Source organism: Intestinimonas butyriciproducens (assembly GCF_004154955.1).
GTDB lineage: Bacteria > Bacillota > Clostridia > Oscillospirales > Oscillospiraceae > Intestinimonas > Intestinimonas butyriciproducens.
Genome location: NZ_CP011524.1, coordinates 713,281 through 729,772, shown reverse-complemented (window position 1 = coordinate 729,772; position 16,492 = coordinate 713,281). Strand labels below are relative to the sequence as shown.

Genomic DNA, 16,492 nt, shown 5'->3' with positions numbered 1-16,492 from the left:
AACATGTAGCATGTAGCAAAACAAGGAGGCTGACTATGGGAAACAATTCCCAATCCCGCAAGTGGTCACTGGTCATTAACAACCCGTTGGAGGCCGGATTAGACCACACCGCTATCTCCGAAAAGCTGCACCTGTTTTCGCCCGACTATTACTGCATGGCCGACGAGATAGCGACAACGGGGACATATCACACGCATGTTTTCTTCTACGCTCCATCGCCGTCACGCTTTTCTACCGTCAAAAAGCGTTTCCCCATAGCCCATATTGAAAAGGCATACGGGTCGGTGCAGGAAAACCGCTCTTATCTGCGGAAGGATGGCCGATGGGCGGATACGGACAAGGCGGAAACCTCGGTGCCTGGGACTTTCGAGGAATGGGGCGAGGCCCCGCCGGAGCGAGCGGAGAAACACCCGGAGATGTTCCGGCTCGTCCAGAATATCCGGGACGGCATGACCACCACGGAAATCATTGACGATAACCCGGCTATGGCCTTTCGTGTCCGTGACATTGACCTGCTCCGGCAGACTTTGACGGCGGAGAAGTACGCCGTGGAAAACAGGCCCCTGGAAGTATCCTACCTCTACGGGGCCAGCGGGGCGGGCAAGACAAGGAGCATTTACGAGGCCCACGACCCCCGGAGCATTTACCGGGTGACAAACTACCGGGCGGCAAAAGGCATTTCCTTTGACGGCTACCACGGGCAGGAGGTGCTTGTGTTCGAGGAGTTCAGCGGGCAAGTCCCCATTGAAGATATGCTGAACTATCTGGACATTTACCCCCTGTCCCTCCCCGCCCGGTACAATGACAAAACGGCCTGTTATACCACGGTCTATATCACCTCTAACCTTCCGCTGGAAAAGCAGTACCGGGGCGAACAGTGGGACAGGCCGGAAACCTGGCGGGCGTTCCTCCGCCGTATCCATAACATCATTGAGTTTTTACCGGACGGAACCACCGTCCAGAAGAAGAAAGGGGGCTGGCCCTGTGACCAGAAACGATAAAGACACCATCACCAGGCGGACGGAAAACCGCCATCTGCTTCGGCGCATGAAAGCGGGGCTTATGGCGGCCAGGGACACACCCCACAAGGGGCTGCTGCTCACGGCGTACCTTGCGGGCGCTGTGCTGGTCTGGCTGTTCCGGGGACACCTGTTCGGCCTGGACGCCTACGGTATGTTTTCCCCCGTCCTGAACGCCGTTATAGACCTGTTAGTGCCTCTCTACGCCGTGGGCGGCCTCCTGGCCGTCCTGGTACTCCTGGGAACACCCTGGGGCGGCAGGGAGGCAAAGGAGGGCTTGCAGAAGGTGGGCCTTGTCAACCACGCCGGAGAGGCCCCTATCCTCCTGTGCAAGCAGCGGGACAAGGACACGCCCCGGCTGACGCTCTGGGAGTTTGACCCCTGTGGCATACCTCTGGGGGAGTGGGAGGACAAGCGGGCCAGGATTGAAACGGCCCTGAATATCACCATAGCGAAAATGACATGGGCGGAGGGGCGGAAAATCATCTGTGTCTATGCCGTCCCCGCCGAGAGCGATTTTCCGGCCTTGCTCCCCTGGAAAGACAAATATCTGTCCCCGGACAGCTTTGTGTTGGTGCTGGGGGAAAGCCTGACGGGGCCTGTGACGGTGAACCTCGCCAACATCCCCCATATCCTGCTGGGCGGCTCCACGGGCAGCGGAAAGAGCGTACTGCTGAAGCTGCTGCTTATGCAGGCGGTGGAAAAGGGGGCGGAGGTCTACATAGCGGACTTCAAGGGCGGCGTAGACTTCCCCAGGGTTTGGCGGCAGAAATGCCACATGTGTTTCCGGGAGGATGAATTGCTCCATACCTTAGACCAACTCACGGCGGTTTTGGAGTGCCGCAAAAAGCGGCTGGAAGAAACGGAGTGCAAAGACCTGGACACCTACAACGAGGCCACGGGGGAGGGACTTCCCCGGCTGGTGTTCGCCTGTGACGAGGTGGCGGAGATGTTGGACAAGACCGGAGCTGATAACGAACGGAAGAAGCTGCTGGCACAAATTGAAAACAAGCTGTCCACCATTGCGCGGCAGGGACGGGCATTTGGTATTCATCTCATTCTTGCCACGCAGAGGCCGGATGCGACCATCATCCCCGGCCAGATACGCAACAACATGGATTTCCGTGTTTGCGGCAGAGCGGATAGTGTGCTTTCTCAAATCATTCTCGACAACACCAGCGCCGCCGAGCAGATACCAAAAGACGCAAGGGGCCGTTTCATCACCGGGGATGGGACTGTGTTCCAGGGCTACCTGTTCAACGAGGAGCAGCTATAAGACTGGGGGGCGGTTCCTATGGCGAGGAAGAAGAAGGTCAACGACTACGGCACCGGGATACCCTACCATGAAGTGGAGGCCCTGGCCCGTGTCCTGCTCCCGGAGATACAGGCCTTTTTCGAGAGCGAGGAAGGACAGCGGGAATTTGCCGAGTGGAAAGCGCAACAGGAACAGAACAAGGTAAAACAAGACTAACGCACAAGGCGGGGGCATCTCAAACGATACTCCCACCCTTTTTTCCCGCAACTGTACCAGTTGCGGGAAAGTTTGTAGACGCAACCGGGCCCACTTGCTATAATTAAGGCGAGACAAGAAGGGAGTGGTGTCTATGCTGGGAACTGCGATCCGTCAAGCCAGAGAAGAAAAAGGCATGAGCCAAGAGCGATTGGCAGAAGAACTTGGTGTCAGCAGGCAGGCGGTGTCCAAATGGGAGATAGGACAATCTGTCCCCACCCCGCGAAACTTGGAAGGCATCGAAGCGGTGCTTGATCTTCCCGTCGGTACGCTGGCTGAATTGCTCAAAGAGGAGGAGCGGGAACCTTCTTCTCCCAAAATATCGAAAAAGTGCATTTTACTGACGAGCGTTGTAGGAGTGGCCGTACTTGTGATGGCTTTCTCTCTGGGCTGGTTTGTCTCGCAACAGTCGTCTGCCTCTCATGGGGGGGAACTGTCACCTGGAAACGGACAGGTCATCATGAATTTCCAGTCTCCGCAGGGAGCGATAGATGCGGCAGTAACCGTTCCTGCTCAAGAGGATGGAACGGTGCTGTTCGATATGCCCCTGTCATCTCCCAGTGAGGAAGTACGCCTTGCCCGGCAGCTGGAATACCATCAATGGCCTGACCATTTGGAATTAGAGTGCTCCGAGCTGGTCGACTTTGACCTCGACCGCCTGCAGCCCTGGGGCTCCCCGGAGGAATACCTCCCCGAGGGCTGGGAGGTGGATTCGGAGCTGCAAATGGAGGGGAACTGCACCCTTGCCCTGGTTCGGACTGAGGAACCCTACGATGGCCCCACCTGCTGGTTCCTTGGACGGGGCGGCGGGCGGGATTGGAACGTGTTGTTTCGCTGCAACGAGGAGGGGCTTGTATGGAACCAGGACGACTCTTGGGCCACCTTCGTCGGAAATGTTCTGGGCTATCCCAGCTTTGTAGTGCGCTGTGATGGTGACGAGCATGCGGTGTTTTTCTCTGTCATCGACCAGGAACCCAGGATAGTCTTTCATATCACGGAACATTTAGAGGGCATGACCGACCTGGATTTGGACGGGGAGCTGGAAATCGTCGCCAGGCCGCAGGGCGAGGCCCCCCGCAAGTCCTACCAGATCTATGACCGCCTGCCCGACGGATACTGTATATATACCATGCCGGAGGAAATAGACGAGCTGTCGGTGCCGGAGGGCTATTTCTTCCTGTTTTATGAGCCGGACAGAGCTTTTGGTTTTTCCTATGAGTTCGGCACCAAGTGGTATCTGGACGAATACGCCCCGGTGTACGACCGCCTTTCCCCTGGCTTTCTCTGGCGGAGGGATGGAGTCCAGGACACCCGCACACAGGGCGGGGCCATCGGCGGCACTACCGTGACCTTTATGGAACTGCGCCCTGACGAGCTGATCGGTTGGACGCCGGATGGGACGCCGATGCCCACTCCGCGGGAGCAGGGGGGCCTTCTGCTGGAGGAACTGGAGGCGTTGTCGGGATACCGCCCGGAGCGCTGCTATCTTTGGGGCGGAATAGAATCCCAGCAGGTCGCCATCGACCGGGACGGAGATCATCGGAGCTTTTTCTACATGAGCTACGATCTGCCCAACTACAACAGTCGGTGGGCGCTTGTGGATTACAGCAGTTTTATCCCCAACATAAACCTGCAGTGGCAGTCAGAGTTGGCTCCCTGGTCGCCCATGCGGAAGGATGCGGTGAACCTCCCCGGCGAATGGGCGGACATGACGGAGGAGCAGCGCGCCCTATGGTGGTATCGGAAAAGCAGTTACTTCGACTACGGCGAGGTTGCGTCCATCGGCCCGGCGCAGTATGAGGGAGTGGTCAAACTGACGATGGCGGATGATTCCTTCCTGGAGGTAACCTTAGACGAGGATGGATTCTTGACCTCCATTTATGGGCCCTATCCACCTGGCACGATCCACTGACTCCAGATGCGTCTCTAATAACAGGGGGAGGAAACTTCGTTTCCTCCCCCTGTTGTTTTACAATATATTCTCAATAGAAATGATAAATCCGAACACATTACCCACCTGGATAATGTAGTTCGGATTATCATTGTTTGGTCCGAGTGACAGGATTCGAACCTGCGGCATCCTGCTCCCAAAGCAGGCGCGCTACCAACTGCGCTACACCCGGTTATTCAGTTTTCTCTGCATGATACCATGCGGAGAAGAAAAAAGCAAGTTTTTCGTGTCTGTGGGCGCCGCTGTGGTCAAGCCCGATTTTGCGAGAGTTTTTTCAACTGGGGAATTTCCGCCGCAAGTTACTGTCCCAAAGGCTTCCGGGTCTTCGCTTTCAGGAAAATGGATAGGGTATCTATCCTCCCCAAAAGGCAGGCACACTACCAATTGTGCTAATCTCGAACAGACTGTTTTAGTATAGTATATTCTGCGGTTATTTGCAAGCCCTTTCCCGCTGTAAAAGGCCTCCGCTCCCGGCGACCATCTCCCGGGATGCGGAGACCCTTCTTTATACTATACTGCCGCCTTGCTGCGGTCCTTTTTTTTGTGCCGGAGCAACACCAGCAGGGCTGCCAGTACCGCGGCGGACGCCGCAAAGAGCCAGGGAGAGGGGACGCCAGGCCTTGTCAGCACCGCAAAGGAGCCCTCGCGCTCCATAGGAAAGCTGAGGTAGCTCCCCTCTTGCCGGGCCTCCGCGAGCCGCAACGCGCCGTCCTGCCAGACGGCCACGCACACCTCTCCCTTGGCGTCCGGGACCCGGACACGGACGGTATAACCGCCTTGGGGCTCTGCCTGCCCCCTGTCCTCCACCGAGAAGGTATATCCGGCCGCCAACCGATATCCCTCCAGAAGTTTGCCCGCTCCCGGCGTCCAGTCCTCCGCCTCCAGCCTGGCTCCGGGGGCAAACGCTCCCTCCAGCAGCAGCACGGGCTGTTCCTCTCCGGTGGAAATCGTGGTGATCCAATCGCTGTACACCGCCTCCACCGTCCGGCTGCGAGTGATATTCTCCTGGGAGAAATCCTCCCATGCCCCATAGACGCCCTCCCTCCGCGGGACCTCCGGAATGGACTCCGGGTCCAGATCTCCACCGTAGGGGACCGCCAAGGTCTTGATGGCCGCTCCATCCACCAGAAACGTAATGCGGAAGCCCAGGAATTCCTCCGGCATACCGGGCACTGCGGCAAAGTCCTCATAGTCCATGGGTTCCGCCTTTCCCGCATAGTCCACGCCATCGATGCCCGCCAGGGATTCCCGAACAAAATAGTTTCGTTCCACCTCGCCGTCCGCCATGCCCGCCACGGCCCCGAACCGTTCTCCACCGCCGGTGACAGACACCATGGTATAGCACTCCCGGATATCATGCCCCTCTCCGGCCACGCCGCCCACCTTGTCGTTTCCCGTAAGGGAACACAGGGCATAGCTCCGGCGGATGACCGTGCGGGAGAGTCCGGCCACTCCGCCGCACTGGCCTCCCGAGGCGGTCTCTACATCCCCGGTGTTCCGACAGTCCAGCACGGCGCCCACCTCGCCCCGGCCGATGATCCCTCCGGCGCAATCGTTTTTCGCTGTGACCGCGCCGGCGTTGCGGCAGTCCCGTACCGTAGCTTTGATATAGGCAGTGGTGTCCGAGAGGAGCTTGTCGTTCTGGATGTCCAGGTCCTCTTCCGGGTCTAGACCCAGCTCAGTGGCCAGAATACCGGCTACACCGCCCACGTTGGCGTCGCCGGTCACTTCACCGTGGTTAGCACAGGAGATGACCCTGCCCTGCTCCCCCTCCTGCTCCACGCTGTCGGACACATCATCCACCGTCTTTTCCGGCGTGGAACCCAGATCGGTGATGGCAGAGCGGACACTGTCCAGTTGGCTGAGGATATCCCCGGTGGTATCGTGGAGGTCCCGGTTGGCGGAGGCCGCGCCGTCGGTGAGCCGGTCCACCCGGTCTCCAATCAATTGGAGCTGCTCGTCGATCTGATCGGCCGCATTTCCACCCTTTCCGCTCAGCGCCCCCAGCCACTGCCGAAGCATATCCTCAATGGCATCCACGGCGCTGTTGACGGTGCGCAGCTCTCCAATGGCGGCGTCGCTGAACCCTTTGCAGGCGCTTTGGAGCCCGTCTGCCGCCCCCGACACCCGATCCAGGGCCGCGTCGGCCTCCTCCCACGTGTCGTCCGCCGCGTCGCCGAAGTCGTCCAGGGCGTCGCCCAGATTTTCCCGCAGTGCGGTCACATCCCCGCTGATCTCCCGGAGCGATGTCCCAATGGAGGTCAGCGCACGCTCCACATCGTGGCGCTTCAACTCCTCCACAGCGTCCTCCAGCGCCTCCAGTGTGCCGCCGTTCAGCAGACTTCCCGCGGCCCGCACCACCCCATCCAGGGCGTCAAAGTAGGCGCCGATCTCCTCGATGGCCGCGCTGATGCGTCCGGCCTGAACTTCCATATCCCTGACCTGGGCATCCAGTGTGAGCCGCGCCTCATAGGCCGCGCTGTCCATAGCGGTAAAGCCCTTGTCCAGGCAGTCACGGAGCGCGTCCATGGCGTCGCCCAGCTCGGTGAGATCCCGGTCCGCCGCCGCGGCGAAGGTCTCCGTATGGTCCAGAAGTGTCCCCAGCGCCCCGTTGATGATCTGAGCCGAGTCGTAGATCGCCTCTCCAGCCGCCTGGGCGTCCTCCCTGCCGTCGGTCCCTGCGGTATGGGCGGTCTCCCGAATGGCGTCCATGGCGCCGCTGACGGCCTTCAGGTCGTCCACGGCGTCCCCGCTGTAGCCGCTGATCTGGTCGGTGAGGCGGGTCATGAGGCCGGAGAGCCGGGAGAGCTCGTCGTCCAGTCTCTGCATGGGGTCCTCCCCATAGGTCAGGACAGTATAGGGCTCGAACTGTCCCACGATACCGCCCACGTCCTTGCGCCCCCAAATGGAGCCGTAATTCTCACAGCCCACCACACTGCCGTTCTGCCGCCCGGCGATACCGCCCACATTGTAGCCGGTGTGAGGATAGCCGATCTCCCCGTGATTGACCGAGCCGGTGATGGTACCGGAAGAGCGGCCCGCAATGCCGCCTGTGTCCTGGGCATCGTCATTGGCGTCCGGATCAATCGCGCCCCGGTTGATGCAGGCTTCGATGGTCCCCTCATTGCGCCCTGCAATGCCGCCGATGTGGGTCACACCGGTGATCTGAGCCTGATTTTCACACTGCCGCAACACGCCGGTGGCCTCGTTGACCCCCACCAGACCGCCCACATCCTCCTCGCCGGAGACCGTACCGGAGACGGTCACGCCGGTCACCGTGCCCTCGTTCCGCCCGCACAGAAGGCCCAGCCCGCTCTTGGTGCCCTCGGGCAGGATCTCCCCTTCCAGCTCCAGATTCCGGACCACCGCCTCCTCTTTGAGGTAGCGGAACAGGCCCTGGTCGGACCCCTTGCCCGTGACCCGCAGGCCGCTGATGCGGTGTCCGTTCCCCTCAAAGACGCCGCAAAAGATGGGAATGGGCCGGAATGCGGCGTTTCCCAGGTCGATGTCCGCCGTGAGCTCTACGGTGAGCCCCTGGCTCCAGGTGTCCAGCGTGCAGCTTTTAGACAGTGCGATCAGCTCCCGCGCCGTACCCACGGAGACCGTCCGCCCCTCCGCGGCGGAGGCGGGGCACAGTCCCAACGTCAGGCAAAGCGCCGTCAGGAGGGAAATGATCCGTTTACTTTTCCGCATGCCTGCTCTCCTCCTCGTCTTCCAGCTCCAGCTCCTGATACTTGCTCTCGATCAGGGCATCCACACTGCCCCGCAGGACGCCCTTGAACTCCCCGTCCACGAAGCCGGAGACATGTCCCCGGAGGTGTCCGTCCACCCGCATGACGCCGTTGTGGAATCGTTGTTTCCGGTTGCGGTTGAGGGTAATGGCGGTCTTTTCGATGATCACATCGCCCAGCATCAGCATCTGGGGCAGCACCGTCATGACCAGAATGATGGAGGTCACGGTGCCCCGGCCCAGAGCCAGCCCCACGGAGCCGATGGTGGCGTCGGTGGAGATCTCGGCAATGAGAAACCCCGCCACCGACATGACGCTGCCCGAGGTGAGAATGGTAGGAAAACTCTGGCTCAGCGCCTCTACAGCCGCCTGTTTTCGATCCTTATAATAATTTTTCAATTCCATATAACGATTTGTTATTACAATAGCATAGTCAATGGTGGCGCCCATCTGGATGGAGGAGACCACCAGGTAACTCAGGAAGAACAGGTTGGTCCCTGTGAGATAGGGAAAGGAGAAGTTGATCCAGATAGAGCCCTGGATGGTGAGCACCAGCAGCACAGGGAGCCCAGCGGACTTGAAGGTGAACAGCAGGATCACCATGACGAAGAGGGCTGTGAGGACGCTGATCTTCAAGTTGTCCTGCCCGAAGGATTCCGACAGGTCCCGGGCGTTGGTGGAGTTGCCCACCAACACCACATCATCTCCGTAGTAGCTGCCTGCGATGGCGCGGATCTGGTCCAGCAGGACATAGGTCTCCTCTCCCTCCTCGGGCACATCGGCGGTAAAGACCAGCCGGGACCAGTGCTCGCCCCGGAGCTGCTCCAGGCCCTGGTCCAGGGTTTCCTGGAGATCGTCCACCTTCTCCTCCTGGTCGTCGGTGAGCTTTACCACGCCTTTGTCCTTCTGCTCACAGAGGAACTCAAATACATCCACCAGAGGCACGGCGTAGTCGTCCGGGGCCTGAAAGACGGCGCCGTACTCCTCGTTGGAAAGGCCATAAGCCTGGAAGAGGAGCCTGGAGAGCTCCACATCCACTCCGGCCAGTTCCGCAAACTGCCTGGGCGTCATCCTGTCCGTGAGATAGCGCCCGTCCTCCACCTCGATGTTGGCAAGGCCGGTGGCGGCGGTGACATTGTCCAGATCCTCCACCCTGCGGAGGACCTTCCCCTCCTTATCATAGTCTCCCCTGGGGACCAGCACGGCGATGGTGTTCTTTTCCCCAAAGGTATCATGGACCTTCTCGTCGGCGATCTGCCAATCCGGCTTGTTGTCAAAATCCGCGGAGTCGGCCGAAAAGACATATTCACACCGGTTGGAAAAGAACACACAAGCGATCACCACCGCCAGAAAGACCGGCGGGAGGACATACCGGAGCTTCACCACCGCCCGGCCCCAGAAGTCGATCTTGGGTACCAGATTCCGGTGGCGGGTACGCTCAATGGGCCGGTTGAAGAGCATCAGCAGGCCGGGCATCAGGAGAAATACAGAGATCATGGAAAATATGATGCCTTTGGCTAGAACGATACCCATATCAAAGCCAATCCGCAGCTGCATGAGCATCAGGGCCACCAGTCCGGATATGGTGGTGAGGCTGGAGGAGGAGATCTCTACAATGGCCTTGGAGAGGGCGGTGATATCGGCTTCCCGCGCCGCCAGGCCGTTGTCCCGCTCCTCCATGTAGCGGTGACAGAAGATGATGGCATAGTCGATGGCCAGGGCCAGTTGGAGTACCACGGCGATGGCGTTTGTGATGAAGGAGATGGTGCCGAACCAGTAGTTGGTGCCCATGTTGAGGATGGCGGCCACCACAAAAACGATGAGGTAGACAGGTACCTCCATATAGCTCTTGGAGGTGAAGAGGAGGACCACCACAATGACTACGGCGGCGATCATGAGGATGATGCCCATCTCCCGCTGGAGATCGGCGGAGGTGTCCCGTCCCACCTCGGTGGAGAGGTAGGCGTCATAGTCCGCCAGTATCGTCCGGATCTTTTCGACGGCCTCCTCCGCCGCCGGATCGTCGGCCTCCCCGTCGAAGGTGACGGAGAAGAGGGCGGCCGCGCCCCGATAATGGTCACTGGTATCGTCAAAAGCCACCTCGGAGACGCCCGGAATATCCGCCAGCTTCCCCGAGAGCGCCTCCGCCCGCTGGTATGTAATGTTGTCCACCATGACGTCGGCGCTTGCCAGCGTGATGAATTCCTGCTCCATCAGGTCAAGGCCCCGGCGGGTCTCGGTCTCGGCCGGAAGATAGGAGGTAATGTCGTCGTTTACCTCTACCTTGTCGATAGAGCCGACGCAGAACACCGACGCCACCAGGAACACCATGAAAAACGCTTTCCGCTTGTCGACGATGAAACGCGACAGCCTCGTCATCACATTTTCCGATCTCTTCTCTTGCATGGAACTCCCCCCTCTTCAGGCAAAAAACGCTCCAGGCACTCCGCCAGGCAGCTCTCATCCACCGGATCGTCCTGCACCACCCACCAGCGCACCATGGACAGGATCCCACCGGCACAGAAGCGGGCGGAGAGCTCGTCCTGTACCGAGGCTCCCCTCCTTCCCATCATCCGCACCCGGCCGCACATCTTCTCCACCACCGCGTCCTCCAGCAATTGCAGCGCGGCTCCGCCCCCCGTGATGCCGGAGAGGTAGAGTTTCCGGTGGTCCCTGAGGAAGGTGAGCGCGTTGCGGAATACCGCCAGGAAGTAGTCCCGCTCGCCGGTACAGCGGCCCTCCTGCTCCTCCGTCATCTCAAATTCCTGCTGGAGCTCTCCGATGGCATAGCGCAGGAGGGCATACTTATCCTCAAAGTGGGCGTAAAAGGTCGTGCGGTGGACCATGGCCCGCTCACAGATATCCACCACCGACAGTTCCTGGAACGGCCGCTCCTCCATCAGCGCCAGCAGCGCGTGCACCAAAAACTTTTTGGTCCTCCGCTGCCGCAGGTCCTCCCGCTCCGCCGTCCGTTCCCTTTCCCGTTTCACACGCCCGCTCCCCTTCCCCGTTTGATAAGGGCATGATACACCTGTGCAGAACGTCTGTCAAGATAACAGACATATGTATATTATCTATTCCAGTATTGGCCCCATCACCTCTGTCTCCTTCTGTGCAAAACGCCCGCGCCCCCCATGAGCGTCCCGCCGCCGCGGCCTGTCTGCTCCGCAGCCGCGCTCCGGGCGGCCCTATGTCGCTTTTTCGGCGGTTCTCCAGGCATCAGGGTATGGAAATCCGGCGCAGAATGTGGTATAAAAAAGAAAACCAAATCAGAAAAGGGGCAGGCATATGGGAGATTACCGCATAGAACGGGACAGCATGGGGGAGATGAAGGTGCCGGCAGACCGGTACTGGGGGGCCCAGACCCAGCGAAGCTACCAGAACTTCAGGATCGGGACGGAGCGGATGCCGCTGGAGATCATTCACGCCTTCGGTGTTTTGAAAAGGGCCGCCGCTATGGCCAATCACCGGCTGGGACGGCTGGATGACGCCAGATTTCAGGCTGTCTGCGCCGCCTGCGACGAGGTGACCGCCCACAAGCTGGACGACCATTTTCCCCTGGTGGTGTGGCAGACCGGCTCCGGAACCCAGAGCAACATGAACGTCAACGAGGTGGTGGCTAACCGCGGCAACGAGCTGGCAGGAGAACGGCTGCTCCACCCCAACGACCACGTAAACATGTCCCAGAGTTCCAACGACACCTTTCCCACCGCCATGCACATCGCGGCGGCGGTGGAGATCGAGGACCGGCTCTTCCCCGCGCTGGACGCCCTGACCGCCACGCTGCGGCGGCTGGAGGCGGAGAATGCCGACGTGGTGAAATCGGGGCGCACCCATCTCCAGGACGCGGTGCCCATCACACTGGGCCAGGAGGTGAGCGGCTGGCGCGCCTCCCTGGAGCGGGACCGGACCATGCTGGAGGCGGCTCTGCCCGGGCTCCATGAGCTGGCCCTGGGCGGCACTGCGGTGGGGACGGGCCTCAACGCCCCCGCCGGCTTTGCCGAGGAGGTGGCCCGGGCGGTGAGCGAGCTCACTGGAAAGGACTTCGTGACCGCCCCCAACAAATTCCACGCGCTCACCAGCAAGGATGAGCTGGTATTTGCCCACGGGGGGCTCAAGGCCCTGGCCGCCGACCTCATGAAGATCGCCAACGACGTGCGCTGGCTTGCCTCCGGCCCCCGGTGCGGCCTGGGTGAGATCCGTATTCCGGAAAACGAGCCCGGCTCTTCCATCATGCCGGGCAAGGTGAACCCCACCCAGTGCGAGGCGGTGACCATGGTCGCCGTCCAGGTCATGGCCAACGACACGGCCGTGGGTATGGCGGCCAGCCAGGGCAACTTCGAGCTCAATGTGTTCATGCCCGTGTGCATCTATAATTTTCTCCAGTCCGTGCGCCTGCTGGCCGACTGTATGGACTCGTTCAACGACAACTGTGCCGCCGGCATCACCGCCGACCGGGAGAAGTGCCGCCACAACCTTCACAACTCCCTCATGCTGGTGACCGCCCTCAATCCTTATATCGGCTACGACAACGCGGCCAAAACCGCCAAGCTGGCCCACAGCGAGAACATCTCCCTAAAGGATGCCTGCGTGAAGCTGGGCTTCCTGACCCCTGAAAAATTTGACGAGGTCTTCCATCCGGAAGAGATGGTGTGACCGGAAAGGACGGTATTCCCATGGATGAAATCAGCCAAAAGTCTCTGGAGCTGCATTACGCCCTCCGGGGCAAGATCGAGGTGGTCTCCCGCAAGCATGTGGAGAGCCGGGAGGACCTGTCCCTTCTGTACACACCCGGCGTGGCCCAGCCCTGCCGGGAGATCCAGGCCGACTACAACAAATCCTTTGACCTGACCCGCCGGAGCAATCTGGTGGCCGTCATCACCGACGGCTCCGCCGTGCTGGGTCTGGGCGACATAGGTCCGGCCGCCGGCATGCCGGTGATGGAGGGCAAGTGCGCCCTTTTCAAGGAGTTCGGCGGCGTGGACGCCTTTCCCATCTGCGTGGATACCCAAGACGTGGACAAGCTGGTGGACACCATCGCCCTCATCTCCAAGAGCTTCGGCGGCATCAACCTGGAGGACATCGCCGCCCCCCGCTGCTTTGAGGTGGAGCGGCGGCTGAAGGAGCGCTGCGACATCCCCGTGTTCCACGACGACCAGCACGGCACCGCCATCGTGGTGGCAGCCGCCCTGCTCAACGCCATCAAGGTCACCGGGAAGGAGATGGGCAAGGTCAAGATCGTCATCAACGGCGCCGGCGCCGCAGGCATCGCCATCGGAAAGCTGCTCATCCGGATGGGCTTCGGCAACGTGGTGATGTGCGACATCAACGGCGTCATCTGCGAGGGAGACCCGGGACTCAACCCCGGCCAGGAGGAAATCTCCCACATCTCCAATCTGGCGCATGAGCACGGCACCCTGGCTGACGCCCTCAGGGGCGCCGACGCCTTCATCGGCGTGTCCCGGCCCGGCCTGGTCACCGCGGAGATGGTGCGTACCATGCGCCGCGGCATCGTGTTCCCCATGGCCAACCCCGTACCGGAGATCATGCCGGAGGAGGCCCGCAGGGGCGGCGCGGCGGTCATCGGCACCGGACGGAGCGACTTCCCCAACCAGATCAACAACGTGCTGGTGTTCCCCGGCATCTTCAAGGGGGCCCTCATGGTGCGGGCCACCGACATCACCGAGGGCATGAAGGTCCGGGCCGCCCGCGCCTTGGCCGCCCTTATCCCGGAGGAGCAACTCTCTCCGGACTACATCATTCCCTCGGTCCTGGACAAGTCCGTCGCCGACGCCGTGGCCAAGGCGGTGGCCGACGAGGCCAGAGAGCAGGGCATCGCCAGAATCGGATAAAGCAGACGAGAGCGGAGGTCATTCCTATGGATATGGTAACGCTGGGCAGGACCGGCATCACCGTCAACAAAAACGGCTTCGGGGCGCTGCCCATCCAGCGCGTCTCCCGGGAGGAGGCCGCCCGGCTTCTCCGCATGGCGCTGGATGCGGGCATCACCTTCTTCGACACCGCCCGGTTCTATACCGACAGCGAGGAGAAGATCGGCTACGCCCTCTCGGACCGGCGGGACGCGTTCTATCTCGCCACCAAAACGGCGGCCACCACGGCGGAGGGCTTCTGGTCCGACCTGGAGACCAGCCTGCGGAATCTGAAGACCGACTATATCGACATCTATCAGTTCCACAACCCCGCCTTCTGCCCCAAGCCCGGAGACGGCTCCGGGCTCTATGAGGCCATGCTGGAGGCCAGACGGCAGGGCAAGATCCGCTTCATCTCCATCACCAATCACCGCATGACCCTGGCCCATGAGGCCATCCGCTCCGGGCTCTACGACACCCTTCAGTTCCCCTTCTGCTACCTGGCCACGGACAAGGACATCGCGGTGGCGGAGGCCTGCCGGGAGGCGGGCATGGGCTTCATCGCCATGAAGGGGCTCTCCGGCGGGCTCATCAACAACTCCGCCGCCGCCTATGCCTGGCTGGCCCAATATGAGCACGTGCTGCCCATCTGGGGCGTTCAGCGGGAGCGCGAACTGCGGGAGTTCCTCTCCTATATCCACAACCCTCCCACCCTCACGGCGGCGCTCGCCGCCGTGGTGGAGCGGGACCGGGCCCAACTCCAGGGGAATTTCTGCCGGGGCTGCGGCTACTGCATGCCCTGCCCCGCAGGGATCGAGATCAATAACTGTGCCCGGATGTCCCTTATGATCCGCCGGGCCCCCAGAGAGGCCCAGCTCACCCCCGAGATGCAGGAGAAAATGGCCCGTATCGAGCAGTGCCTCCACTGCAATCAGTGCGCCCGAAAGTGCCCCTACGGTTTGGACACCCCCAAGCTTCTGGAGGACAACTATCGGGACTACCGGGAGATCCTGGCGGGCAAGGCGCTGTAGCGCAGCTTTTCCGCCAAAATCAGCGCCGCAAAGGCTGGCGAGGCTCCGGGTTTCATTCCATTTACAGTCCCGATCATCTTTTAGGAGGAATATACCTATGGAAAAATTTCACTCCAGAATACTAGGCATACTTCTGTCCTTGGCCCTGATGTTCTCCCTTACCCCGGCAGCATATGCTGCCGGGGTAAGGGATTTGCGCCTTCAGACAGCTTTGGCAGCTCAGTTGAAGGAACTAGATCTCTTCCTTGGCGTAGGGGTGCTGGAAGATGGCTCTACTGATTTTGACCTGGACCGGGCCCCCAGCCGCGTGGAGGCAGTGACCATGCTGGTACGTTCCTTGGGTAAGGGGGTACAGGCAGAGCTGCAGCCCAAAACCCATCCTTTTACGGATGTCCCCGCCTGGGCCGATGGATATGTGTCCTATGCCTATGACCAAGGCCTCACCAAAGGGACCGCGGATACCGCCTTCGGCGCCGAAGACACCGCCACCGGTGCTATGTATGTGACTTTCATGCTCCGTGCCCTGGGCTATGCCGACGGCGCCGACTTTACCTGGGATTCCCCCTGGTCCCTGGCAGAAGACTGCGGTATCCTGCCTGAAATTGTGGACCGGAATAACTTTCTTCGGGCTGATGCCGTTGCTGTAACCTGTGCTGCTCTTTTCGCAGAGCAAAAGGACAGCAATGATACGCTGGCACAGAAACTCGTAGATAGGGGCGCATTTTCTCAGGCAGAATTTGAGACAGCATTCCCCAGAAATCCCTTCCTGGATGCGGTGCCGGAGGAGCCGGAGGCTCCCTCCGACGCAACAGAGGAGGAACAGGCCTCCTATGACGCCGCCATCGACGCCCTGATCAAGGGCGAGATGAATGTCACCGTGGAAGCCCGCCTGGAGGCCGGCACCTGTACCGTACTCAGCACCAGAACGGATGGGTGGGCCCACGGTCCCGTGTTTGTCCTCGCCTTGGTCTACAAGCCGGGCTCTGCCCAGGGCGCCGGTGAGACGGTCTTGCTGCCGCTGCCCCCGCGCAACGGCCTTGGTATGCGAGCCGCTCCAGAAGAACCGGTCCTCAGCGCCGATGGACGTACCCTAACCTATACCTGTACCATTCCGGAGACAGTGATCGTCAACCCGGGGCATCCCGAAGAGGCCGTCCTCTCTGAGGCCGGCCTGTACCAGTACACCGTAGACCTCTCCACAGGAGAATCCACTCTGGAGATCGTTGCTTTGGCATGATAAATCCGTTGTTTCTGGTGTCTATCGCAACGCCTGTCATCGCCCGAACCTATCCTGCGAGCCCTTGTATTTTATCCGGGACGGCGGCCTTTCATTGAGCGGGAAGCCACGGACAGCGCTTCTGGGCCGTGGCCTCACAGCTTT

General features: G+C 60.7%; 11 protein-coding genes, 1 tRNA gene and 1 pseudogene. 9 read left to right on the top strand and 4 right to left on the bottom strand.

Annotation, left to right across the window (positions count from 1 at the left end; all coding sequences use genetic code 11):
- The first annotated feature begins 35 nt into the window (after positions 1 to 35).
- The 5 genes and pseudogenes from SRB521_RS03680 (at position 36) to SRB521_RS03670 (ending at position 4,441) form a co-directional block, all read left to right on the top strand.
- On the top strand, positions 36 to 1,001 hold the full coding sequence (locus tag SRB521_RS03680) for a viral replication protein (protein ID WP_025543416.1): 966 nt from the start codon (positions 36 to 38) through the stop codon (positions 999 to 1,001).
- Positions 985 to 2,295 (top strand): FtsK/SpoIIIE domain-containing protein, encoded by a 1,311-nt coding sequence (locus tag SRB521_RS03675; RefSeq protein ID WP_116722221.1) that lies wholly within the window; start codon positions 985 to 987, stop codon positions 2,293 to 2,295. The genes SRB521_RS03680 and SRB521_RS03675 overlap by 17 nt, the downstream gene beginning before the upstream one ends.
- An 18-nt stretch (positions 2,296 to 2,313) precedes the next feature.
- Positions 2,314 to 2,490 carry a hypothetical protein gene (locus SRB521_RS16015; protein WP_021629799.1) on the top strand — a complete coding sequence of 59 codons (177 nt, stop codon included), beginning with the start codon at positions 2,314 to 2,316 and terminating at the stop codon, positions 2,488 to 2,490.
- Between the two features lie 133 nt (positions 2,491 to 2,623).
- Positions 2,624 to 2,755: pseudogene (locus tag SRB521_RS16425) on the top strand (helix-turn-helix transcriptional regulator); the annotation flags it as partial.
- A gap of 3 nt (positions 2,756 to 2,758) precedes the next feature.
- Entirely contained in the window at positions 2,759 to 4,441 is a 1,683-nt protein-coding gene (locus tag SRB521_RS03670; RefSeq protein ID WP_242976573.1) for a hypothetical protein, read from the top strand.
- A 135-nt stretch (positions 4,442 to 4,576) separates the two neighbouring features.
- Here SRB521_RS03670 and SRB521_RS03665 read toward each other — a convergent pair.
- The 4 genes from SRB521_RS03665 to SRB521_RS03650 form a co-directional block, all read right to left on the bottom strand.
- A tRNA-Pro gene (locus SRB521_RS03665) sits at positions 4,577 to 4,652 on the bottom strand.
- A gap of 338 nt (positions 4,653 to 4,990) precedes the next feature.
- Positions 4,991 to 8,173 (bottom strand): peptidase, encoded by a 3,183-nt coding sequence (locus SRB521_RS03660; protein WP_116722219.1) that lies wholly within the window; start codon positions 8,171 to 8,173, stop codon positions 4,991 to 4,993.
- Positions 8,160 to 10,616, bottom strand: a complete 2,457-nt coding sequence (locus SRB521_RS03655) for an efflux RND transporter permease subunit (protein ID WP_058117107.1) — start codon at positions 10,614 to 10,616, stop codon at positions 8,160 to 8,162. The genes SRB521_RS03660 and SRB521_RS03655 overlap by 14 nt, the downstream gene beginning before the upstream one ends.
- Positions 10,589 to 11,200, bottom strand: a complete 612-nt coding sequence (locus SRB521_RS03650) for a TetR family transcriptional regulator (protein ID WP_075705326.1) — start codon at positions 11,198 to 11,200, stop codon at positions 10,589 to 10,591. The genes SRB521_RS03655 and SRB521_RS03650 overlap by 28 nt, the downstream gene beginning before the upstream one ends.
- Positions 11,201 to 11,498: 298 nt before the next feature.
- On the opposite strand from SRB521_RS03650, the gene fumC reads away from it, so the two are divergent.
- The 4 genes from fumC (at position 11,499) to SRB521_RS03630 (ending at position 16,348) form a co-directional block, all read left to right on the top strand.
- Positions 11,499 to 12,866 (top strand): class II fumarate hydratase, encoded by a 1,368-nt coding sequence (fumC, locus tag SRB521_RS03645; RefSeq protein ID WP_058117105.1) that lies wholly within the window; start codon positions 11,499 to 11,501, stop codon positions 12,864 to 12,866.
- Positions 12,867 to 12,886: 20 nt separating this feature from the next.
- Entirely contained in the window at positions 12,887 to 14,062 is a 1,176-nt protein-coding gene (locus tag SRB521_RS03640) for an NAD(P)-dependent malic enzyme (protein ID WP_075705682.1), read from the top strand.
- Positions 14,063 to 14,088: 26 nt separating this feature from the next.
- Entirely contained in the window at positions 14,089 to 15,111 is a 1,023-nt protein-coding gene (locus tag SRB521_RS03635; protein WP_033117449.1) for an aldo/keto reductase, read from the top strand.
- A 223-nt stretch (positions 15,112 to 15,334) separates the two neighbouring features.
- Positions 15,335 to 16,348: an S-layer homology domain-containing protein gene (locus SRB521_RS03630; protein ID WP_165816304.1), complete on the top strand. Its 1,014-nt coding sequence runs from the start codon at positions 15,335 to 15,337 to the stop codon at positions 16,346 to 16,348.
- The last annotated feature ends 144 nt before the right edge of the window (positions 16,349 to 16,492 follow it).

Coding starts and splice junctions, on each gene's coding strand:
- SRB521_RS16015 (WP_021629799.1), top strand. CDS start 2,314: ATGGCGAGGAAGAAGAAGGTCAACGACTACGGCACCGGGATACCCTAC.
- SRB521_RS03655 (WP_058117107.1), bottom strand. CDS start 10,616: ATGCAAGAGAAGAGATCGGAAAATGTGATGACGAGGCTGTCGCGTTTC.
- SRB521_RS03635 (WP_033117449.1), top strand. CDS start 14,089: ATGGATATGGTAACGCTGGGCAGGACCGGCATCACCGTCAACAAAAAC.
- SRB521_RS03680 (WP_025543416.1), top strand. CDS start 36: ATGGGAAACAATTCCCAATCCCGCAAGTGGTCACTGGTCATTAACAAC.
- fumC (WP_058117105.1), top strand. CDS start 11,499: ATGGGAGATTACCGCATAGAACGGGACAGCATGGGGGAGATGAAGGTG.
- SRB521_RS03640 (WP_075705682.1), top strand. CDS start 12,887: ATGGATGAAATCAGCCAAAAGTCTCTGGAGCTGCATTACGCCCTCCGG.
- SRB521_RS03660 (WP_116722219.1), bottom strand. CDS start 8,173: ATGCGGAAAAGTAAACGGATCATTTCCCTCCTGACGGCGCTTTGCCTG.